This window comes from Labrenzia sp. C1B70 (assembly GCF_000475395.1).
Classification (GTDB): Bacteria; Pseudomonadota; Alphaproteobacteria; order Rhizobiales; family Stappiaceae; genus Roseibium; species Roseibium algicola.
Map to the genome: position 1 here is coordinate 712,647 of NZ_AXCE01000004.1, position 21,677 is coordinate 734,323.

At 59.6% G+C, this 21,677-nt stretch carries 17 protein-coding genes; 12 read left to right on the forward strand and 5 right to left on the reverse strand.

The features are described 5' to 3' along the window. Positions 1-24 precede the first annotated feature (24 nt). From Q666_RS41625 to Q666_RS41635, 3 genes are all read left to right on the forward strand, one after another. Entirely contained in the window at positions 25-879 is an 855-nt protein-coding gene (locus Q666_RS41625; protein WP_023002982.1) for a carbon-nitrogen hydrolase family protein, read from the forward strand. After that, positions 876-1,403 carry a DUF1178 family protein gene (locus Q666_RS41630; protein ID WP_023002983.1) on the forward strand — a complete coding sequence of 176 codons (528 nt, stop codon included), beginning with the start codon at positions 876-878 and terminating at the stop codon, positions 1,401-1,403. Before Q666_RS41625 ends, Q666_RS41630 begins: the two co-directional genes overlap by 4 nt. A 402-nt stretch (positions 1,404-1,805) precedes the next feature. Continuing rightward, positions 1,806-2,156, forward strand: a complete 351-nt coding sequence (locus Q666_RS41635; RefSeq protein WP_023002984.1) for a response regulator — start codon at positions 1,806-1,808, stop codon at positions 2,154-2,156. 204 nt (positions 2,157-2,360) lie between these two features. Here Q666_RS41635 and Q666_RS41640 read toward each other — a convergent pair whose 3' ends face one another. From Q666_RS41640 to ubiG, 3 genes are all read right to left on the reverse strand, one after another. Next, positions 2,361-2,906 (reverse strand): hypothetical protein, encoded by a 546-nt coding sequence (locus tag Q666_RS41640; protein ID WP_023002985.1) that lies wholly within the window; start codon positions 2,904-2,906, stop codon positions 2,361-2,363. A gap of 230 nt (positions 2,907-3,136) precedes the next feature. Beyond that, on the reverse strand, positions 3,137-3,832 hold the full coding sequence (locus Q666_RS41645) for an alpha/beta hydrolase (protein WP_023002986.1): 696 nt from the start codon (positions 3,830-3,832) through the stop codon (positions 3,137-3,139). Next, positions 3,832-4,593, reverse strand: a complete 762-nt coding sequence (gene ubiG / locus Q666_RS41650) for a bifunctional 2-polyprenyl-6-hydroxyphenol methylase/3-demethylubiquinol 3-O-methyltransferase UbiG (protein ID WP_023002987.1) — start codon at positions 4,591-4,593, stop codon at positions 3,832-3,834. The genes Q666_RS41645 and ubiG overlap by 1 nt, the downstream gene beginning before the upstream one ends. A 193-nt stretch (positions 4,594-4,786) precedes the next feature. Between ubiG and Q666_RS41655 the strand changes: the two genes are divergently transcribed. The 9 genes from Q666_RS41655 (at position 4,787) to Q666_RS41695 (ending at position 18,956) form a co-directional block, all read left to right on the forward strand. Next, a complete protein-coding gene (locus Q666_RS41655; RefSeq protein ID WP_023002988.1) occupies positions 4,787-6,037 on the forward strand; it encodes an aspartate kinase in 1,251 nt (416 codons plus the stop codon). 64 nt (positions 6,038-6,101) lie between these two features. After that, positions 6,102-8,369: a phosphoenolpyruvate--protein phosphotransferase gene (ptsP, locus tag Q666_RS41660; RefSeq protein WP_023002989.1), complete on the forward strand. Its 2,268-nt coding sequence runs from the start codon at positions 6,102-6,104 to the stop codon at positions 8,367-8,369. 54 nt (positions 8,370-8,423) lie between these two features. Next, positions 8,424-9,497 (forward strand): peptide chain release factor 1, encoded by a 1,074-nt coding sequence (gene prfA, locus Q666_RS41665; protein ID WP_023002990.1) that lies wholly within the window; start codon positions 8,424-8,426, stop codon positions 9,495-9,497. A 1-nt stretch (position 9,498) separates the two neighbouring features. Further along, positions 9,499-10,347, forward strand: coding sequence for a peptide chain release factor N(5)-glutamine methyltransferase (prmC, locus tag Q666_RS41670; RefSeq protein WP_023002991.1), 849 nt, complete (start codon positions 9,499-9,501; stop codon positions 10,345-10,347). Between the two features lie 391 nt (positions 10,348-10,738). After that, positions 10,739-11,434, forward strand: a complete 696-nt coding sequence (locus tag Q666_RS41675; protein WP_152533292.1) for a DUF4167 domain-containing protein — start codon at positions 10,739-10,741, stop codon at positions 11,432-11,434. A gap of 255 nt (positions 11,435-11,689) precedes the next feature. Further along, a complete protein-coding gene (gene clpB, locus Q666_RS41680; protein ID WP_023002993.1) occupies positions 11,690-14,287 on the forward strand; it encodes an ATP-dependent chaperone ClpB in 2,598 nt (865 codons plus the stop codon). A gap of 205 nt (positions 14,288-14,492) precedes the next feature. After that, the gene (locus Q666_RS41685; protein WP_023002994.1) at positions 14,493-14,696 is read left to right on the forward strand and encodes a DUF2892 domain-containing protein; all 204 of its coding nucleotides are present in this window, start codon (positions 14,493-14,495) and stop codon (positions 14,694-14,696) included. 13 nt (positions 14,697-14,709) lie between these two features. After that, a complete protein-coding gene (locus tag Q666_RS41690) occupies positions 14,710-15,738 on the forward strand; it encodes an efflux RND transporter periplasmic adaptor subunit (protein WP_023002995.1) in 1,029 nt (342 codons plus the stop codon). Then, the gene (locus Q666_RS41695) at positions 15,735-18,956 is read left to right on the forward strand and encodes an efflux RND transporter permease subunit (RefSeq protein ID WP_023002996.1); all 3,222 of its coding nucleotides are present in this window, start codon (positions 15,735-15,737) and stop codon (positions 18,954-18,956) included. The genes Q666_RS41690 and Q666_RS41695 overlap by 4 nt, the downstream gene beginning before the upstream one ends. A 147-nt stretch (positions 18,957-19,103) precedes the next feature. On the opposite strand, the gene Q666_RS41700 is transcribed toward Q666_RS41695, so the two are convergent. Continuing rightward, entirely contained in the window at positions 19,104-21,077 is a 1,974-nt protein-coding gene (locus Q666_RS41700; protein WP_031270257.1) for a M23 family metallopeptidase, read from the reverse strand. Between the two features lie 336 nt (positions 21,078-21,413). After that, positions 21,414-21,677 (reverse strand): hypothetical protein (locus tag Q666_RS66525; protein ID WP_208993988.1); only part of this gene is annotated, 264 nt, incomplete at its 5' end.

Below are 21,677 nucleotides of genomic sequence, written 5' to 3' on the forward strand. Positions count from 1 at the left end.
TATCAGGACGGAGACAGCGGTCGGATGACCTCATTCACGGCAGCATGCATTCAGCTGCGCAGCGGCAAGACGATTTCGGACAACGCCGATGCTGCGGAAAGCCTGATCCGGACAGCGGCAAAGGATGGCGCGCAATTCGTTCAAACGCCTGAAATGTCCAATGTTCTGGTGCGCAGCCGCGAAGAACTGCTGGAGCGGATTTCCGATGCCGAAGACGACCTGTTCCTGAAAAGAGCAAGTGCGCTTGCAGCCGAGCTTGGCATCCATCTGCATCTGGGGTCGCTGGCCGTGCTTGCCGGCAACGGCAAGGTCGCCAACCGTGCTTTTCTGATCGGGCCTGACGGCAAGATCCTTGCGACCTACGACAAGATCCACATGTTCGACGTGGACCTGCCAAATGGCGAAAGCTGGCGCGAGTCCGCAACCTATGAACCTGGAACACAGACGGTCATCGCGGATCTGCCCTTTGCCAAGGTCGGCATGGCTGTCTGTTACGATATAAGATTTCCGGCGATTTTCCGGACCCAGGCTCGTCAGGGTGCACAGGTTCTGACGGGGCCGGCAGCCTTTACCCGCCAGACCGGGCAGGCGCATTGGCACGTACTGCAGCGGTCCCGCGCCATTGAAAACGGTGCCTACGTGATTTCGGCCGCACAGGGCGGTACGCATGAAGACGGGCGTGAAACCTATGGTCACAGCCTGATTGTCGACCCCTGGGGTGCCGTGATCGCCGAGATAGACAATGATGATCCCGGCTACGTTCTCGCCGAGATCGACACCCAGAAGGTTGCCGATGCGCGGGCTCGCATCCCTGCGATCGCCAACGAGCGGGATTTCGTCTGCTGTCACGCGGATGGTCTGAAGGAGATTTCGGCGTGATCAAATACACGCTCGTTTGCGACAGTGCACATTCCTTCGAAGGCTGGTTCCGCAATTCCGATGATTTCGACGCGCAGTGTGCGCGAAAGCTGGTTGTCTGCCCGATCTGCGGAGCAACCAGCGTTCAGAAAGGTTTGATGGCGCCGGCAGTTTCGACCGCACGCAAGCGGGAGGCGCTTGTCGGTGCCGCGCAGGCGGAAATGCAGTCGGTAGCCGCAGCCGCTGCCAACAAGGCCGATGCGCCGACGGCAGCTGCCTCGACCGAAATGCGCCCGTCCGCCCTGTTGCCTCAGGATGTGCAGCAGAAGGAAATCCTCGAAGCTCTTCGGCTGGTGCGTGCGCGTATCGTCGAAAGTTCGGAAAACGTCGGTCAGAATTTTGCGGCGGAAGCCCGCAAGATCCACTATGGCGAAGCTGAAGAACGCAGTATCTATGGCGAGACAACGCCCAAGGATGTCGAGGCATTGCTTGACGAGGGCATTCAGGTGTTCGCACTTCCTGAACTGCCTGACGACAAGAACTGAGTTCAGGCGGCTTTCAGCGTGAAGTTCGGAGCGTACCCAAGAAAGGGGCGGGAGCTTCGCGCCCGGGTTGCCGGCCTCTGCAACTTCCCTGCTGTTGCGATTTCTCAGCCGTTTCGCTGGAAGTTTAGTTTGCCGGGAAAGAGGCGTTTCTCTTTCGGTAGTCTCAGATGAAGATCACGTAAAAGAAGATATATTGCGTTTATGTAGTGGGATTGTTCCAAGAAATTTCTTACGTAGTGTTAATCATTGTTAATTATTTTGGATATTTAAAATTTACATCGACTTGGGAACTTTTTCGGGTTGTCGGTGTTGAATATTGAAACAAACATTTATAATCATGATGCTGTGCCGAGGTTCCCGATGTCGATGACTGAGATGAACATGCCCGATAGGATACGTGTAATGGTGGCGGAAGATGAGCCGCTGATCGCCTGGATGCTGGAAGATATCCTGTCTGGCATGGGCTTGCAGGTTGTCGGGCCATTCGCGACCGTTGCCGAGGCACGTTCCTGCGTGTCTTCCGAGCCGCCAGAGTTGGCACTTCTGGATGTCGATCTGGCCGATGGCGTTGTCTATCCGCTGGCCGACACGCTGCATGCTCAGCAAGTGCCGATCATCTTTCATACCGGTAATACGGACAAGGTGGACCTGAAGAATCGCTACGGAGGGGCTGAAGTCATTCCGAAGCCGTCCAACCCCAAGCGGTTGCAGATTGCCGTGGAAACGGCCCGGACGCTGCTCAAACGGGCGTAAGCGGGCCCTTCAGAGCGCGCTTTGCTGATCTGTTTGGGACGCAGGCGTCTTCCTGGCTTCCGAATTGTGCAGTTTCGCCGCGGCTTCACCGGGTGCCGGTGGAGCCAGGCGACTGGAATTTTCCGTGACAACCAAAACGAAAACCTGCTTCAGCCCGGGCGGATGAAGCAGGTTAAACGGTGTAGGGCCGGTCTGGCGAGGATGTCAGGGTTTCGCTGAAGCCGGCTTGCGCCGCGCCTGCGCCGGTTTCAGCGCAGCCTTGGTTTCTTCCAGGCTTTCTTCTGCAGCCTTGCTCATCTCGTTGACGCTTTCCATCGCCGTTTCATTGAGTTCTTCAACCACGGCGGCGCTTTCTGAAAAGCTGTCGCGGAAGAGGGCTGCCTGCTTTTCGAAATGGTCCTGATATTCGCTCGCCATTCTGGAATAGAAGTCCTGCAGGGTTGCCATGGTTTCTTCCGGCGCGGCGCACTGGCTGAGGGACTTGGCGCATTCCATGTCCTGGTGCAGCCGGTGGCTGACGAAATTCATGTGGTCATCAAACGCCTTTTCGGCATGGGACCACATGGTCTTGCCCACTTTCTGGAAACTTGCGATGGCCTTGGCTTCAATTCGGTCTTCGCGCTCGGCAAACGCCCAGTTGGAAAAGGCAGGCATTGGCCATTCGGTTGGTGCCGGCCATTCCGGCAGCTTGGGCCATTCGGCCATCATGGCGCTGAAGTCGAAGGCACCTGTATTGCTTTTCGTCGGCATGAAAGATCCTCCGGTTGTTCGTGTGACATCCTGCGGCTGGCCATGGCGTTCTTCGCCGGCTTGCCGTCCCCGGACCTGCGCATTCTGTCATTGGCAGCGCAGGGCCCCGCTCCAAAGGTGACGTAACTGTACCTTTGCATCAAGGCCAAGCTTTGACACGGATCAAATCGCATCCCGATTCTTACGTAAAAGGCATTTGTGCCGCAGGTTTGTGCAGCCGATTTGCGGGGTTAAGGGCGATTGAGAAAATCGCGCAGTGTCGCTGTTACCTTTTCAGGGGCTTCGAGAGGCGACAGGTGGCCGCTGCCTTGGATCACCGCCAATTCGCTTTGGGGAATGTGGTCGTGGATTTCCTGCGAGATTTCAACCGGTGTGAGCCGGTCGCCATCACCGACCAGCACAAGCGTCTGGCAGGTGATCTCGCCGAGACGGGGGCGGGAATCGATGCGGTTGATAAGCGCGGTCTGCTGGCGGATGAAGGCCTCGGGCCCGGTTTCCTGCGCCATCTCGACGACGATTGCCTTCAGCTCTTCGTCTTCCTCGCGCTTTTCATGAACGAACCCGGGGTAAAGGAGGTGGGGAACCTTGGAAAAGCCCTTCTTGCGGGTCAGGTCGATGAGGAACTGCCGGCGCTCCGACTGATCGGGCGTATCCGGCCGGGAGTTGGTGTCCAGAAGGGCAAGTTTGCCGACGCGCTCCGGCGCTTCACGCATGATTTCCATGGCGACATAGCCGCCCATGGACAAGGCGATAAGGGAAAACCGCTCTGGTGCTTTTTCCAGGATGCTGGCGGCGATCGCCTTGATGCTGTCGTGTTCGCGGTGGTTTGCCACCATGATCGGTCGGTCGGCAAAGGCAACTATCTGCGGGGCGTAGAGCGCTTCAGTGCACAGAAGGCCCGGTACGAACAGGATCGGATCGCTCATCAGCTGTCTTTCGCCCGTTCCGCCAGCAGCATGTAGTTCACGTCCATATCGCGCGATCTGGCCCAGGTGTCTGTCAGCGGGTTGTAGGTGACGCCGCAACGGTCGATCATGGTGAGCCCGGCGGTCTGAAGCGGGCCTTCGATCTCGGAAGGGCGGACCAGCTTTTCGTAGGAATGTGTGCCCTTCGGCAACCAGCGCAGGACGTATTCGGCGCCGACGATGGCAAGTGCATAGGCTTTCAGCGTGCGATTGATGGTCGCGACGAACATCAGCCCACCCGGACGGACCATTTGCGCGGTGGCCTCCAAGAACAGAGGTACGTCGGCGACGTGCTCGACCACTTCCATGTTGAACACAACGTCGAAGGTCTCCCCCGCCGCTGCCAATGCTTCCGCTGTTTCTGCCCTGTAGTCGATTTCAAGGCCGGAGGTCTTCATGTGAAGGCGGGCGATCTCGATGTTGGTTTCGGACGGGTCCGCGCCGACCATATCGGCACCGAGACGTGCCATCGGTTCGCTCAACAGGCCGCCGCCACAGCCGATATCGAGGCAGCGCAGCCCCTTGAACGCGTCCGTGGTCTTCGGATCGCGGCCGAAATGCCGGCAGACATGTTCCTTGATGTAGCCCAGCCGCACCGGGCTGAACTTGTGCAAGGGCTTGAACTTGCCCGTCGGGTCCCACCACTCTTCTGCCATGGCGGAAAAGCGCGCGACTTCCTCGCTGTCGATCGTGCTTCTGGTTTCCTGAGCCCTGCCAGTCATCGGACGGTCCTTTCAAGAGCTTGAAGCGGCTTGGCGCTTCGCCTGGTCATTCAACGGTTCGAAGTCGTTCCAAGGTCTGAGACTATTTGTCAAGACACCCAGTTGCAGCAAAGGAACGCAGCCTGTATGCATGTGCGCCGATCCCAGAGGCGCAACAGCGCTTCCAGACACGACTATAAAGAATACGAGTGGTATGGCCCGACTGGTTTTAAAATTTGGCGGGACTTCGGTTGCCGATCTCGATCGCATCCGTAACGTCGCCCGCCATGTCAAACGGGAAGTGGACGCCGGCCATCAGGTCGCGGTGGTAGTTTCGGCCATGGCCGGACAGACCAACAAGCTGGTGGAGTTTTGCCGTGAGGCATCACCGCTCCACGATGCCCGCGAATATGATGCCGTGGTTGCTTCCGGCGAGCAGGTGACGTCCGGTCTCCTGGCCATCGTGCTGCAGGACATGGGCGTCAACGCCCGGTCGTGGCAAGGCTGGCAGGTGCCGATCAAGACCGACGAGAACCACGGTGCGGCCCGCATCCGCGACATCGAGGGCGGCTTCCTGAGCGAGCGTCTCGAGCAGGGCCAGGTGGCTGTGCTCGCGGGCTTCCAGGGTGTGGCGCCGGACAACCGGATCGCGACCCTGGGTCGCGGCGGGTCCGACACCAGCGCCGTTGCCATCGCCGCGGCCATCAAGGCCGACCGCTGTGATATCTATACCGATGTCGACGGCGTCTACACCACCGATCCGCGCATCGTACCCAAGGCGCAGCGTCTTGACCGGGTGTCTTTCGAGGAAATGCTCGAAATGGCCTCGCTCGGCGCCAAGGTGCTCCAGGTGCGCTCCGTGGAAATGGCCATGGTCCATGGCGTCAGAACATTCGTGCGCTCCAGCTTTGACGATCCGGATGCGCCCCAGGTCGGCGAGAACGGCCTTCCGATTGGAACTCTTATTTGCGACGAGGATGAACTCGTGGAACAGCAGGTTGTCACCGGCATCGCCTATGCCAAGGACGAAGCCCAGATCTCTCTTCGTGACGTTGCCGACAAGCCGGGTGTCGCCGAATCCGTGTTCGGTCCGCTGGCGGATGCCAACATCAACGTCGACATGATCGTCCAGAACATTTCGCCGGATGGCAAGACCACCGACATTACCTTCACGGTTCCCGAAGGCGATTTCGAACGCGCCAACAAGGTGCTGGAAGACAATCGCGGCGTCATCGGTTTCCAGAACCTTGAGGGCGCCCGTGACGTGGTGAAAGTCTCCGTCATCGGCATCGGCATGCGCTCGCATGCAGGCATCGCGGCCCAGTGTTTCCGCGGCCTCGCGTCCAAGGGTATCAACATCCGGGCCATCACCACATCCGAGATCAAGATCTCTGTGCTTATTGATTCAGCATATGCAGAACTTGCGGTGCGGACTCTGCATTCGCTATACGGGTTGGACGGATAGTTCATCCGGGAGGCAGGCCCCTGTAGAAAAGGGGCCTGTTTGAAGCGGGATCAACGGGGGCGCTATGCGCAGCAACCTAGCCGGACCGCGCCTTCTGCTCCGCCGGCTTCGCGAAGTCATGGCGGAGCCGATCACGGCGCAGGAGCGACTCGACAAGATCGTGGTGTTGATCGCCTCGAACGTCGTCGCGGAAGTCTGTTCCGTTTATATCCTGCGCGCCGATGGTGTTCTCGAACTCTATGCGACCGAAGGTCTGAAGAGCGAAGCGGTCCACAATGCCTCGCTGCGCGTCGGCCAGGGTCTTGTCGGCCTGATCGCGGCCGAAGCCCGGCCGCTGAACCTGCCCAACGCCAGTGCCCACCCGGGCTTTGCCTATCTGCCGGAAACGGGTGAAGAGGCCTATAATTCCTTCCTCGGTGTGCCGATCCTGAGAGCCGGCCGCACGCTTGGCGTTCTTGTCGTCCAGAACAAGTCTCACCGGACCTATCTGGAAGACGAAGTCGAAGCGCTTCAGACGACGGCCATGGTGATCGCCGAAATGGTGGCCGCCGGCGAACTGGAAGCCATTTCCCAGAAAGCCACCGGTCTGGATCTTTCCCGGCCGATCACCTCCAACGGTGTTGGCCTTGCCGAAGGTGTCGGCCTCGGTCATGTGGTTCTGCATGAACCGCGTGTCGTCGTCACGAACCTGATCGCGGAAGATACGGACCGGGAAAAGGGGCGTCTGGAAGCTGCCATCAACCGGCTGCGTCTTTCGATCGACGATCTGCTGGCCAGCGGAGAAATCGCGGCCATCGGCGAGCACCGCGAGGTGCTGGAAGCCTACCGCATGTTCGCTTACGACCGCGGCTGGATCCGGAAGATTGAGGAAGCGATCCGCAACGGCCTGACCGCCGAGGCTGCCGTCGAAAAGGTCCAGAGCGACACGCGCGCCCGAATGCTGCGCCAGACCGATCCGTATCTGCGTGAGCGCCTGCACGACCTCGACGACCTTGCCCACAGGCTTATCCGCGAACTCATGGGCCGCGAACACGGCCCGGGCCTGGATGAACTGCCCCAGGATGCGATCGTCGTTGGCCGCAACATGGGGGCTGCAGAACTGCTGGACTACGGCCGCGACCGCATTCGCGGCCTGGTGCTGGAAGAAGGCGGCCCGACAAGCCACGTGACCATTGTTGCCAGGGCACTCGGCATCCCGACGGTCGGACTCGTGGATGATATCGTCAGCCTGGCCGATGGCGGCGACGCGATCATCGTGGATGGCGACACCGGCGAAGTGCACTTGCGCCCGGCCGCCGATCTGGAAAACGCCTATGCGGAAAAAGTCCGCTTCCGTGCGCGGCGACAGGCCCAGTACCGGCGCCTGCGCAACAAGCCGTCCGTCACGCGGGACGGTGTCGACATCTCGCTTCAGATGAATGCGGGTCTTCTGGTCGACCTGCCGCACCTGGATGAGGCTGGCGCGGCCGGGGTAGGCCTGTTCCGCACCGAACTGCAGTTCATGGTGGCGTCTTCGTTCCCGCGCATGCGGGAGCAGCAGTCCCAGTACAGCCAGGTTCTCGATGCGGCTGCGGGCCGGCCGGTTACGTTCCGGTCGCTCGATATCGGTGGTGACAAGGTGCTGCCGTACCTGCGCTCGATCCAGGAGGAAAACCCGGCGATGGGCTGGCGCGCACTGCGCCTCGGCCTTGATCGGCCGGGCCTGCTCAGAACCCAGATCCGGGCTTTGCTGCATGCGGCCGCCGGCCGGGACCTGAAACTGATGTTCCCGATGGTTGCCGTGGTCGATGAATTCCTGCAGGCCAAATCGCTGGTGGACAAGGAAGTCAAACACCTGCGCCGCCACGGTCACGCCACGCCGGAAAACATCCGTCTGGGCGTGATGGTGGAAGTGCCTTCGCTGCTGTTCCAACTGGAAGAGCTAATGAGCCATGTCGACTTCGTGTCTGTCGGTTCCAACGATCTGTTCCAGTTCTTCTGCGCCGTCGACCGGGGCAACACGCGTGTTGCCGACAGGTTCGACACATTGGGTGTCGGCTTCCTCCGGGCCTTGAAATCCATCGTGGATGCCGCAAATAAGGCTCATGTGCCCGTGACCCTTTGCGGAGAGCTTGCAGGCCGTCCACTTGAAGGTATGGCGTTGATAGGCCTGGGCTTCAGGGACCTTTCCATGTCGCCCGCGTCTCTTGGGCCGGTGAAAGCCATGCTTCGGACCCTTGATGCCGGTCGCCTGTCCGCCAGGTTGCTGCCGCGACTGGAGCCGGGACACGATGACAGCAACATACGGGAAGTGTTGAAGCGCTTTGCCGCCGAAACCGATGTTGCCCTTTAGCGCTAACGGGCGTAACTCACCGTCAAAGCGATAATTTCTGGAGAATCAGCGCGTATGCTGGCGCGTCACAAACTTGATACCCTGCTGGACCGGTTCGCTGAACTCGAACACATGATGTCCGCCAATCCGGATCCGGGCGCTTATGTGAAGCTGTCGCGGGAATATGCCGGACTGGAGCCGTTGGTCGGCAAAATCCGTGCGTTGATCAAGGCGGAACAGGATCTGGCCGGTGCAAAGTCACTGGTGCAGGATCCGTCCTCCGACGCGGAAATGCGCGAGCTTGCCGAAATGGAACGCGACGAACTGGAAGAGCGCGTCGAAGAACTGGCCCAGGATGTACGCATCGGGCTGTTGCCGAAGGACGAAGCGGACTCCAACGATGCCATCCTGGAAGTGCGGGCAGGGACCGGCGGCGACGAGGCGGCTCTCTTTGCCGGAGATCTCTTCCGCATGTACCAGCGTTATGCCGAACTTCAGGGCTGGAAGGTGGAAATCCTGTCTGCCAGCGAAGGTGAAGTCGGCGGCTACAAGGAAGTGATCGCGTCCGTTTCCGGCGACAACGTTTTTGCCAAGATGAAATTCGAGTCCGGTGTTCACCGGGTGCAACGGGTGCCCGCAACCGAGTCGGGCGGACGTATTCATACGTCGGCGGCAACCGTTGCCGTGCTGCCTCAGGCGGAGGACGTCGATATCGACGTTCAGGAGAGCGACTTGAGGATCGACACCTATCGCGCATCCGGCGCAGGTGGGCAGCACGTCAACACGACCGATTCTGCTGTGCGCATCACGCACTTGCCGACGGGTATCGTCGTTGCCGTTCAGGACGAACGCTCGCAGCACAAGAACAAGGCGCGAGCCATGCAGCTTCTGCGGGCGCGCATCTATGACGAGGAGCGCGAGCGGGCTGCGAGCGAGCGGACCGAAGCCCGGCGGTTGCAGGTCGGGTCCGGCGATCGGTCCGAGCGGATCCGCACCTACAACTACCCGCAGGGCCGCGTGACGGATCATCGTATCGGCTTGACGCTCTACAAGCTGGAGCAGATCCTTTCGGGGGAAGCACTTGGCGAAGTCATCGAGCCGTTGATCCTGGACCACCAGGCCAATCTTCTGGCAACCGAAGAGGCCTGAGGTGACCATCGGCCAGCTTTACCGGTCCGTGCGCGACCGGTTTCGGGTGGCCGGTTTGCCGACACCGGAACTGGATGCAAGGCTTCTGGTCAGCGCGGCGCTCGAGCTGCCCCTGTCGGAACTTGTCTTTCGTGAACAGGAAGAGGCAGCACCTGGTGCGGCCGAACTTGCAGAGGCCCATGCGCAGAAACGCCTTCATGGCATGCCCGTCGGCCGGATACTCGGGGAACGGGATTTCTACGGCCGGCGATTTCATTTGAACGAGGCAACGCTGGAGCCCCGGCCGGACACTGAAACCCTGATCGATGCCGTGCTTGAAAGATGTGCTCCTGAAGAAGCACCGTTTATCTGCGATATCGGCACGGGTACGGGAGCGATCGCCGTCACGTTGCTGGCCGAGTTGCCCCGAAGCCGGATGATCGCGGTGGACCTGTCGGAACAGGCGCTTGAATGTGCTGCAGGCAACGCGTCTCTGCACGGCGTGGAAGACCGGTTTCTTCCCGTGCGGGCGGACTATACCTCCGCGCTGCGACCGGAAAGCGGCTTCGACTGGGTTGTCAGCAACCCGCCCTATATCCGCAGCGCTGTCCTCGCCGAACTGTCGCGCGAAGTGATTCAGCATGACCCGAAGCTTGCTCTTGATGGCGGTGAGGACGGCCTGACAGCCTATGTTCGTATCGTCGCGGATGCTGTGAAGCTGCTGCGCCCGCGCGGTTGGATCGCTCTCGAAATCGGCTTCGATCAAGGAGAGGATCTGGAAAAACAGCTGCGTCATCATGGCTTTGTAGAGATTGAAATCATTAAAGATCTTTCCGGAAACGACCGTGTTGTGGTGGGGCGCAGGCTCTAATTTTGCGGATTTGATCCAAAGGCGAAAAAGCACTTGGAAATCGCAACGGAAACGGGTACGTTCCTCTTGCCGAGACCGGAAATGTTATCAGCGTTTAGCGGGGCATGCGCATCCGGCAGCTGGGAACCGGCGCAACTTCAGCGTTTTGGAAACCGTTGCAAATCGGACTATCCGGTGTTTCGGACTGTCGAAGAAAAAGACAATCGCGTTGGCCATCGGCCTTTAGCGCGCTGCGTATGTTTTCAATGACAGCCGCTAACCAGCATTGTTGGTTTCGGCAGGTATTTCGTGTCGGTTTTAGGCAATTCCGATGTTGGGTCAGCGTCAAGCTGACCGCCGTTCCTTAAGAGAAAACGGCAGGATGAGACCAGGTAATCAAAGCAATAAGCGTATGCGCGGACGGGGCCGCAAGGGCCCAAATCCGTTAACCCGGACTTACGAATCAAACGGTCCTGATGTGAAAATCCGCGGTACTGCGATGCACGTTGCAGAGAAGTACCAGCAGCTTGCACGGGATGCCCAGGCATCCGGCGACCGGGTGATGTCCGAGAACTATAACCAGCATGCGGAGCACTATCTGCGCATTGTGGCTGCCGCGCAGCCGCAACAGCAGCCGATGGCGCATGCCTCTTCCCGCAACGAAGCCGAAGACGGTTTCGAAGCCGCGGCAACGAATGGCTCAGGCCACTCCAATGGCGCAGAACGGTCTTCCCAGGACGTGTCCTCCTCGGACAACGACCTGATGGATGCCGACAGCCCGCAGCCTTTCATCGACGACATGCCTGTCATCGATCAGGAAGGTAAGGTCAACGGCGCTTCCCAGAAGGCAGAGAAAGCCGAAGCCGGCGACGACGAAGCGGACGAAAAGCCGCGCCGCCGCCCCCGGACACCTCGTGCGCGCACGCCGCGCCGGGCTTCCGGTGATCAGGCTGACGCAGGCCAGGCCACGGCGGAAGCCGCGGAGGGTGCTGAAGCTTCCCGCGGTTCCGACGAAGAGGATCAGCCGAAACCGCGCCGCCGGGTTGCACGCCCGCGTCGTGCCAAGGCGGCTGAAGAGGCTCCGGCCGAGGCACCTGCCGGAGAATGATCCGGTAGATGGTCAGCCTCGATAAAGCTGAAACAGATAAAACGGCGTCCATGATGGGCGCCGTTTTTTGTTTGGCTTGCAGACATCCGTTCCGGACGGCACAGAATAAGATGCCGCAGGGGCTTTTGTGGTGAATATGCAACACTATATTAGAGGAGCAGCACTGCAAAAGGCTGTGCGGATGCCCGTATCAGGGGTCCGTATTCCAGATCGTTCCCCACGCTTCGGGTGGTGCGGACGGGTAGGAGGTAACTTATGAACTTTGAAAAATACACTGAGCGTGCGCGCGGTTTTGTTCAGTCCGCTCAGACCTTTGCCTTGGGGCGGGGCCATCAGCAATTCGCACCTGAACACATCCTGAAGGTTCTTCTGGATGATCCTGAAGGCATGGCCAGTGGTCTGATCGACCGTGCCGGCGGCAACGCCAAGGCATTGAAGGGCGATCTTGAGGGCCTTCTGGACAAGATGCCGAAAGTTTCCGGTGGGTCCGGACAGCTTTACATGGGCCAGGCAACCGCACGCCTGTTCGAGCAGGCCGAGAAGATTGCCGACAAGGCCGGAGACAGTTTCGTCACCGTGGAGCGGCTTCTGCTCGCCCTTGCCATGGACAGCGACAGCGAAACCGGCAAGCTGATGAAGCGGCACGGCATTACGCCAAACGGACTGAACGAGGCAATCAACCAGCTTCGCCAGGGCCGGACGGCCGATACTGCGACTGCCGAAAACCAGTATGACGCGCTGAAGAAATTCGCTCGGGATCTGACCCAGGTTGCCCGGGAAGGCAAACTCGACCCGGTGATCGGCCGTGACGAGGAAATCCGCCGGACCATCCAGGTTCTGTCGCGCCGTACCAAGAACAACCCGGTTCTGATTGGTGAGCCAGGGGTCGGCAAGACCGCGATTGCCGAGGGCCTTGCGCTGCGCATCGTCAATGGCGATGTGCCGGAATCGCTCAAGGACAAGCAGCTTCTTGCGCTCGACATGGGCTCGCTGATTGCCGGCGCGAAATATCGGGGTGAGTTCGAGGAACGCCTGAAGGGTGTTCTGTCCGAAGTCCAGGCGGCCGCGGGCAAGGTCATCCTGTTCATCGACGAGATGCACACGCTGGTTGGAGCCGGCAAGGCGGATGGGGCTATGGATGCCTCCAACCTCTTGAAGCCTGCTCTGGCGCGCGGTGAGCTGCACTGTGTCGGTGCGACAACGCTGGACGAATACCGCAAGCACGTTGAAAAGGATGCCGCTCTGGCGCGCCGGTTCCAGCCGGTGTTCGTGAGCGAGCCGACGGTCGAGGACACGGTTTCGATCCTTCGCGGGATCAAGGAGAAGTACGAACTCCATCACGGGGTCCGTATCACCGACAGTGCCATCGTCTCGGCAGCGTCTCTTTCCAACCGCTACATCACCGACCGGTTCCTGCCGGACAAGGCGATCGATCTTGTGGACGAAGCCGCCAGCCGGCTGCGGATGCAGGTCGACAGCAAGCCGGAGGAACTGGATGAACTGGATCGCCGGATCATCCAGCTCAAGATCGAGCGCGAGGCGCTGAAGGCAGAAAGCGACGAAGCTTCAAAGGATCGTCTGTCCAGGCTCGAGAAGGAGCTGACGGATCTGGAAGAAAAGTCGCAGGCACTCAGCAACCGCTGGCAGGGCGAGAAGGAAAAGCTGAACCTTGAACAGAAGATCAAGGAACAGCTGGAACAGGCCCGCATCGACCTGGAAATCGCGCAGCGTCGCGGTGATCTGGCCAAGGCTGGTGAGCTTGCCTACGGCGTGGTTCCGGAGCTGGAGCGCAAACTCGCCGAAGCGGAAGCTTCAGAGGATGCCGATGCCATGGTCGATGAGGCCGTGACGCCGGCTCATATTGCCCAGGTCGTTTCGAAGTGGACCGGAATTCCGGTCGACAAGATGCTGGAAGGCGAGCGCGAAAAGCTGCTTCAGATGGAAGACATGCTGGCGAACCGGGTCATTGGCCAGGCAGAAGCCATTCATGCGGTTTCCACTGCGGTGCGCCGGGCGCGTGCCGGCCTTCAGGATCCGAACAGGCCGATTGGCTCGTTCATGTTCCTCGGACCGACCGGTGTCGGCAAGACCGAGCTGACCAAGGCACTCGCGTCGTTCCTCTTCGATGACGACAGCGCAATGGTGCGGATCGACATGTCGGAATACATGGAGAAGCACTCCGTTTCCCGTCTGATCGGCGCGCCTCCCGGCTATGTCGGATACGAGGAAGGTGGTGCGTTGACGGAAGCCGTTCGGCGGCGCCCGTATCAGGTCGTGCTTTTCGACGAAATCGAAAAGGCGCATAGCGACGTGTTCAACGTGCTGTTGCAGGTTCTGGACGACGGTCGGCTGACCGATGGTCAGGGCCGGACGGTCGACTTCCGCAACACGCTGATCATCATGACCTCGAACCTGGGGGCCGAGTATCTGGTCAACCAGCCGGAAGGTCAGGATACGGATGCGGTTCGCGACGAGGTGATGAGCGCCGTGCGGGGTCATTTCCGTCCGGAGTTCCTGAACCGTCTCGATGAGATCGTGCTGTTCCATCGCCTGCAGCGGGCGCAGATGGCCGATATCGTCAAGATCCAGCTGGAGCGCCTGCGGGCTCTCCTCAGCGATCGCAAGATCACGCTGAAACTGGACGACGGCGCTCTCGGTTGGCTGGCCCAGAAGGGCTACGACCCAGCCTATGGAGCGAGACCACTGAAACGGGTGATCCAGAAGGACGTTCAGGATCCCCTCGCCGAAAAGCTGCTTGCCGGTGAAATCCTCGACGGCCAGACGGTGGATGTCACGGCTGGGTCAGACCGCCTGATGTTCCAGGTGGAAGGCTCGGAAAGCGCAGCCGCCTGATCTGAGGCAAGCTGAAAGAAATGAAAAGGAAACCCGCGGAAGGACACTTCCGCGGGTTTTTCGTTTTGTGCCTCGATTGGCCCGGGCGTTTGCGTTTTGTCAAACGGGCTAGCGAAAAGCTGTGGTATTCATATATTCATAAATGTGAAACAAGAGCCGCGCTTCGGTGAATCCCCAGGGCGGCTGATCCATCAAGGAGACTCAGATGACAGTCGATCGTGCAGTCATGATGTTTGCAGGTGCCATGGTGCTCTTGTCCCTGGCGCTGGGGTTTTACGTTTCGTCCTACTGGTATCTGCTCAACGCCTTTGTCGGCTTGAACCTGATGCAGGCATCCGTCACCGGCTTTTGTCCGGCAGCAATCATTTTCAAGAAGCTCGGCATGAAACCGGGAGTGGCCTTCTCGTAAGGTGGAGGACAAGATGAGACGCGGTATCTTCATTTTCTTCCTTTTGACGCTGGCTGCAGCGTCGGGTGCCGCGCCGGTGGCTCGTGCCGGTGAATTTCTGGCCGAGCCGATCACCGTACCGGAAACCAAGGCGGTATTTGCCGAGGTCAAAAGCCGGACGGTCGTTCCAGCCCGTGCCCGCATTGGCGGAACCATAAACACAATTTCCGTGCGCGAGGGCGATGTCGTGTCAGCTGACCAGGTCATTGCCCTGGTCGTTGACGAGAAAATTGCACTCGAGCTTGGGGCTGCGGAGGCCCGGATCGAGGTTCTGCGCTCCCAGCTTCACAATGCCCGCACCGAGTTGGAGCGTGTGGAGCAACTGGTTGCCCGTGGCAGCGCGGCACAAAGCCGGCTGGACCAGGTGCGCACACAATTCGATGTGGTCACCAACCAGACCGTCGCGGCGGAATCGGAGATGGCGGTCGTACGCCAGCGTGCCAGCGAAGGCGAGATCCTGGCCCCCAATGCCGGACGCGTTCTGACAGTGCCGGTCACGGAAGGCTCGGTCATTCTGCCGGGAGAGGAAGTCGCCCGGATTGCCAGCGGCCGATACTTCCTGCGTCTCTCCATCCCGGAGCGTCATGCCGCCCAAATAACCTCAGGGGCGAAAGTCCTGCTGGGCGGACGTGGTCTTGACCCCAAGCCCGAGGCTGCGGAGACCGGGAGCACCGCAACCCGGCAAACTTTCGGAACGATCGTGAAGGTCTATCCTGAAATTACCGAAGGCCGGGTGACGGCGGATGTCGATGTCGATGGCCTGGGAGACTATTTCGTCAACGAACGCACCCTTGTTCATGTGCCCGTCGGCGAGCGTCAGGTCATTGCGGTGCCGGAAGCTGCTCTTTCGATCCGGCATGGTGTCGATTATGTGCAGGTTGCCGTTGCGGCTGGCACCCAGGATGTCGCCGTGGTTCCAGGCGCAAATGTTCTTCACGAGGGGACGGTTCTGGTCGAAATCCTGACCGGACTGCGTGCCGGTGATCGGGTGATGGTGCCATGAAACTCGGTCTTGCCGGATGGCTGACCCGATCCTTCATCGGGTCACCGCTCACCCCGCTGTTCCTGATGGCTTCCCTTGCCCTCGGGCTGATTGCTCTTGTCGCCCTGCCACGTGAAGAAGAACCGCAAATCTCCGTGCCTATGGTCGATATTCATGTGGAAGCCAACGGCCTCAATGCGGATGACGCGGTCAAACTGGTGACGGAACCGCTGGAGACGATCGTCAAGGCGATCGATGGTGTCGAGCATATCTATTCCCAGACCCAGGACGACCGTGTGCTGGTAACGGCACGGTTTCTCGTCGGGACCGACGCGGACGCTGCCATCTTGCGCGTGCACGAAAAGATCCGCGCCAACATGGACCGGATCCCCGTCGGCATTCCGGAGCCATTGATTGTTGGCCGGGGTATTGATGATGTCGCCATTGTCGTCGTTACGCTGACACCGACACCGGGGGGCGCCGAACGGTGGACGGCAAACGGTTTGACCCGGATCGCGCGTGAACTTCAGACCGAAATCGCCAAGCTCTCGGACATCGGTCTCACGTTCATCGTCGGGGAGCAGCCGGAAGCCATTCGCGTTGAACCTGACCCGGAAAAACTGTCGCTTTACGGAATTACGCTGCAGCAGCTGGCTGCCAAGATCGAGGGCGCCAACAAGTCCTTCCGCGCAGGCTATGTCCGGGAGGCCGGAGAGCAGCGCGTTCTGGTCGCAGGGGAGACGTTGCAATCGGCCGAAGAGATCGGAAATCTCTTCCTGACCGCTCGTGATGCCCGGCCCGTTTATGTGCGTGATGTCGCCCGCATCGACCTTGCCACTCAACCGGCAGAGCACAGGGTCGCCCATATTCGCAAGCAAGATGGAGCATTGACCTTGGCCCCGGCGGTGTCGCTGGCCATTGGCAAACGACCGGGCACCAATGCGGTGGTGATTTCCGATGAAATCGTTTCACGGCTTGAAGCAATTCGCGGAGATCTCTTTCCCGAAGGCGTGGATATGGAGATCACCCGGAACTACGGTGAGACCGCCAATGAAAAAGCCAATGAACTGCTGTTCCATCTTGGGCTTGCGACAGTCTCCATTGTCGTCCTGATCGCACTGGCGATCGGGTGGCGCGAAGCGCTGGTGACGCTGGTGGTGATCCCGACGACGATCCTGCTCACGCTCTTTGCAGCCTATCTGATGGGCTACACCATCAACCGTGTCAGCCTGTTTGCCCTGATCTTTTCCATCGGCATCCTGGTGGACGACGCCATCGTGGTGATCGAGAACATCGCCCGGCACTGGGGCATGTCGGATGATCGCAGCCGGACGCAAGCCGCGGTGGAAGCGGTGGCGGAAGTCGGCAATCCGACCATCATCGCAACGCTGACGGTCATCGTCGCCCTTTTGCCGATGCTGTTCGTTTCAGGCTTGATGGGCCCCTATATGGCGCCGATTCCTGCCAATGCTTCGGCAGCGATGCTGTTTTCGTTCTTTGTTGCCGTGATGCTGACACCCTGGCTGATGATGAAATTCGCTGGCCGCGGCGGAGGCCATTCCCATGCGCCTGCGGCACATGGCGGGGCTCTGGGTCGTATTTACGTGAAGGTCGCCAGACCGTTGATCGGTTCGCGCCTGCGCGCCTGGGGCTTTCTGCTGATCGTCGGCGTCTGCACAATTGGTTCGCTTGCGCTGTTCTATACCACCGACGTTACGGTGAAACTGCTTCCATTCGACAACAAGGCGGAGCTGCAGGTGCTTGCCGATCTGCCGGAAGGGTCTTCGGTCGAGGACACGAACAGGGTTCTTCAGCAAATTGTCGCCCGTTTGGGAGAGGTGCCTGAAATCCTGACGTTCCAGACTTATGCCGGCACTGCATCGCCTTTCAATTTCAACGGACTGGTTCGCCACTACTATCTGCGGGCACTGCCTGAACAGGGTGACGTGCAGATCAATCTCACCGAGAAGGGGGAGCGGGACCGGACAAGTCATGACATCGCGCTGGATATCCGCGAGATGCTGGCAGGTCTCGACCTACCCGCCGGTACTGTGTTGAAGGTGGTGGAACCGCCCCCGGGGCCGCCGGTTCTGGCGACGCTGCTTGCGGAAATCTATGGGCCCGATGCCGAAACCAGGCGCGCGGTTGCAAGCAAGGTTCGCCAGGCCTTCGAGAACGTGCCGTTCATCGTGGATGTCGACGATTCCTTTGGAACCCAGGCCGACCGGGTGCGCATCGCCATCGATCAGGACCGGCTTGAATATCACCGGGTCGAGCAGGGCGATGTCTTCGACACCGTCCGGCGCCTCTATGGTGGAACGGAGGTCGGTTATTCGCACCGCGGCCGGGCGCGTTATCCGATCCCGATCCGGATCCATCTAGCCAGGGGCGACATGGTGATCGGTGAAGCGGTGCTTGCAACGCCGGTGCCGGCCAATGCATTGCCTGGAGGTCGGGGCGTGATCGAGCTTGGCGACGTGGTGACGGTTCGCAGGGAAAAGACATCCTTTCCGGTGTTCCGCCACAACGGGCGCGCGGTTGAAATGGTAACCGGCGAACTGGCAGGCGCGTTCGAAGCACCGGTTTACGGGATGCTGGCTGTTGGACAAAAGATCCAGGACATGGATTGGGGACCTGACGGTGAACCGGTGATCTCGTTCCATGGTCAGCCCGAAGACGAAACGCGGCCAACCCTGCTCTGGGATGGCGAGTGGGAAGTCACCTGGGTCACTTTTCGGGACATGGGAGGTGCCTTCATGGTGGCGATCCTGGGCATCTACTTCCTGGTGGTGGCCCAGTTCGGTTCCTTCAAACTGCCGCTCGTGATCCTGACGCCAATTCCGCTGACGCTGATCGGCATCATGCTGGGGCACTGGCTGTTTGCTGCGCCATTCACGGCGACATCGATGATCGGCTTCATTGCGCTTGCCGGCATCATCGTGCGCAACTCCATATTGCTGGTCGATTTCATCCAGCATTCGCGCACGCCCGACAAACCGCTTCTGGACGTTCTGCTGGAAGCCGGGGCAATCCGCTTCAAGCCGATCCTGTTGACAGCGCTTGCCGCCATGATCGGCGCTGCAGTTATCCTGACCGATCCGATATTTCAGGGGCTGGCGATTTCGCTGCTCTTCGGTCTGGCATCGTCGACGATCCTGACGGTTCTGGTGATCCCGGCGATCTACATGGCTCTGCGCCGCGACCAGGCACGACAGAAGGAAGTTTCGGAAGCTGGATGAGCGGCAGGTTGATTGTCGCCGGCGTCAAGCTGGTGCCGGTCCCTCAGGCGGGGATTGATTGAATGATCGAAGCCTGTCTGGAGTGCAGACAAGAACAAGTTCGGCCGGGGCACCAAGGCCCCGGCCGAACTTTGTTTTTCAGGAGTGTCAGTTGATGGCAGCGATCCGCGACGGCTTGCGGACACGGTCCAGCAAGGTGTCGACGCGGTAGCGCTCGGTTTCGAACGCTGTGCGCATTTCACCATCCAGCGTACGGCCCTTCGGCAGCTTGATACGCATCGGATCCATGTAACGGCCGTTGACGAGCACTTCATAGTGCAGGTGCGGGCCTGTCGACAGGCCAGTGGAGCCGACATATCCGATGATCTGGCCCTGGGTGACCTTGGATCCTTCACGGATGCCGCTGCCAAAACCACTCATGTGGTTATAGGTCGTGGTGTAGCCGTTCGTGTGCTGCAGCTCGATACGGCGGCCATAGCCGGAGCTCCAGCCGGCCTTGACGATTGTGCCGTTCCCGGCCGCCATGATCGGCGTTCCGCGCGAAGCAGACCAGTCCACACCGCGGTGCATCTTGGTGTAGCCATGGATCGGGTGGCGGCGCATGCCGAAACCGGAGCGGAACTTGCCGCCATTGAGCGGTTTGCGGATAAGAAACTTCTTGGCGCTCTGACCGGTGTCATCATAGAAATCGGTCACGCCGTCGTCTGGCGTGCGGAACCGGTAGAATTCCCGTGTGGTGTTGCCGGTGTTGAGCGCGGCATACAGGATCTTCGGCGGGCTGTTGTCGTCGCCGTCGGTGAAGAACAGCTCAAGGGCGTCGCCCGGCTGAACCCGCGCATTGAAGTCGACGTCAAAGGAGAACATCCGCACCAGATCGTTGATGATCTCTTCAGGCATGTCCTGTTCGAGAGCCGTCTGGTAGAGGCTGTCGTAGATTGCCGGGGTCGGGCCGCCGTAGGAAACACGGTCGGCTTCCTCAAAGGCATCAGCAAGGAACGTGCTCGGTTCCTTGGCCTCAATATAGGCGCCGCTGTCCGAGCGGGCCACCGTAGCGCGGTGCTCCGTATTCTCATAAAGGCTGACGCGTTCAGGACGCATCCGCTCCAGATCGTCCGGCGACGGTGCATAGGCGATCCGCAATCTTTGTCCTTCAGTCAGGTCCGAAATGCCGAACAGGCTTGAGAAGGCGGTCGAGATTGCAAGTGCTTCATCTTCGGTCGCGTCATAATCCATCATGACGTCGACCAGATCCTGGTCCTTGGTTACGGGAACGATGCTTTCGTCCATTCCGGCAAAGCGGATGTCCTCATCCTGTTTGGACACGAAGGAAACGTTCTCCGGCGTGATGCGCACGGCGTAGCGTTCCAGGTCAGGCTGCAGGGCCAGATTGAAATCGAAGCGGCCCGGATCAACCAGGGATTTTGCCGCCATTTCGACAGCGTCAATAGAAAGAGTGCGCGCGGTTTCGCGAACGGCAAGCTCAACTTCGGTTTCGGACGGCGTCCGGTCGAGGTCTATGTCCCCGCTGGAAGACGGGAAGGGGGCAAGCGAAATGCTGACTTCGCTTTCCAGCTTTGCGCCATAGATGGAATCGGCTGGAAGCGGAGTGCCGGTTTCGGCAACACTGATGCCGCCATCATCATCGTTATTGTCCGCGAACATGTTCAACGGATTGAACGGGGGAATGCGCTCCGCGAGCTCCGGATCCTTGCGGGTCGCAAGCGTTGCGCTGACGAAGACATGCGGCTGGACCCGAATATGATCCCTGTCACCTTCGCGGGTGACCACATTAACGTCGATGACATGCTTGCTGGAATATTCGGCTGCGGTGCGCAGGACGCGATCGCCCTTGGCGCCACCACTGGACAGGGCAAAGCCGTTCAGAAATGCACCGGACGAGGGCGCGGCTTCCACACTGTATTGACCGTCGAGTGCCGCCATGAGGGCTCCACCCATCAATACGAGTGAAGTGACGCCTGTCAGGACGGTACCTGCAAACCAGCGCAAAGACACCTGCCGACGGTCGGACATGCCACTGCGGCCTTCGTAGCCGCGCAGCGGCGGCTCTTCACCTAACTCTATACGTAGGGTCTGCGCGCTATGGAAGGGCCCCAAATGCATTAATACCTGTCCGGTCCTTTTAAGCTATCGCGTGAATCCGAAGCCCGCAGCCCTGGGCCACGGCCAGTATGTTTCAGCGGTGCTAAACATAACAGATCCTGCTACATGCAGTGTTTGATTTAAATCGTCAATTGTTTCTGCACGGATGCCCACGAGGCGAACCGCTTCGAGGTGGTGGGTTACGAGCAGAATTTGTCGGTTCTGTGGTCGCAATAGGGCTACGTGTCTTCTTTATAAGGGGGCTCATACGGGAGGCTGTGGGCATTCCCGTATTCCCGGAGCAAAAAAGACAAAAAGAAATCGAAAAAAATCGCGGGAGAAGACGAGGCTCCGGGACTAAATCGATGATTTAGATAAGGGAATCCGTACGTTTTGGCTTGTGTGAATCTTTTTTGACAAAGAGTGTTGACTCATCTTCAGGCCATGCGTATAACGCCCTCCATCGACGGCGGCGCCGCCAACACGGCGCTCCTCGCTGTTGGTTCTACCAAACAACTTTGCCGCATCGACCTGGCAACAGGGAGTGGTTCGGCGTCTTTGGTTGAAGGCTTTCAGGCCGCATTTGCTGACTGGCGAATGGTTCTTTGACAATTTGATTAT

Bases quoted from the DNA above. Each gene is read 5' to 3' on its own strand.
- Q666_RS41645 (WP_023002986.1), bottom strand. From the start codon at position 3,832: ATGAGCGATCCGATCCTGTTCGTACCGGGCCTTCTGTGCACTGAAGCG.
- ptsP (WP_023002989.1), top strand. From the start codon at position 6,102: ATGCGCAGCAACCTAGCCGGACCGCGCCTTCTGCTCCGCCGGCTTCGC.
- Q666_RS41675 (WP_152533292.1), top strand. From the start codon at position 10,739: ATGCGCGGACGGGGCCGCAAGGGCCCAAATCCGTTAACCCGGACTTAC.
- Q666_RS41685 (WP_023002994.1), top strand. From the start codon at position 14,493: ATGACAGTCGATCGTGCAGTCATGATGTTTGCAGGTGCCATGGTGCTC.
- prfA (WP_023002990.1), top strand. From the start codon at position 8,424: ATGCTGGCGCGTCACAAACTTGATACCCTGCTGGACCGGTTCGCTGAA.
- Q666_RS41690 (WP_023002995.1), top strand. From the start codon at position 14,710: ATGAGACGCGGTATCTTCATTTTCTTCCTTTTGACGCTGGCTGCAGCG.
- Q666_RS41700 (WP_031270257.1), bottom strand. From the start codon at position 21,077: ATGCATTTGGGGCCCTTCCATAGCGCGCAGACCCTACGTATAGAGTTA.
- Q666_RS41635 (WP_023002984.1), top strand. From the start codon at position 1,806: ATGGTGGCGGAAGATGAGCCGCTGATCGCCTGGATGCTGGAAGATATC.
- Q666_RS41695 (WP_023002996.1), top strand. From the start codon at position 15,735: ATGAAACTCGGTCTTGCCGGATGGCTGACCCGATCCTTCATCGGGTCA.
- clpB (WP_023002993.1), top strand. From the start codon at position 11,690: ATGAACTTTGAAAAATACACTGAGCGTGCGCGCGGTTTTGTTCAGTCC.
- Q666_RS41655 (WP_023002988.1), top strand. From the start codon at position 4,787: ATGGCCCGACTGGTTTTAAAATTTGGCGGGACTTCGGTTGCCGATCTC.
- Q666_RS41640 (WP_023002985.1), bottom strand. From the start codon at position 2,906: ATGCCGACGAAAAGCAATACAGGTGCCTTCGACTTCAGCGCCATGATG.
- Q666_RS41625 (WP_023002982.1), top strand. From the start codon at position 25: ATGACCTCATTCACGGCAGCATGCATTCAGCTGCGCAGCGGCAAGACG.
- ubiG (WP_023002987.1), bottom strand. From the start codon at position 4,593: ATGACTGGCAGGGCTCAGGAAACCAGAAGCACGATCGACAGCGAGGAA.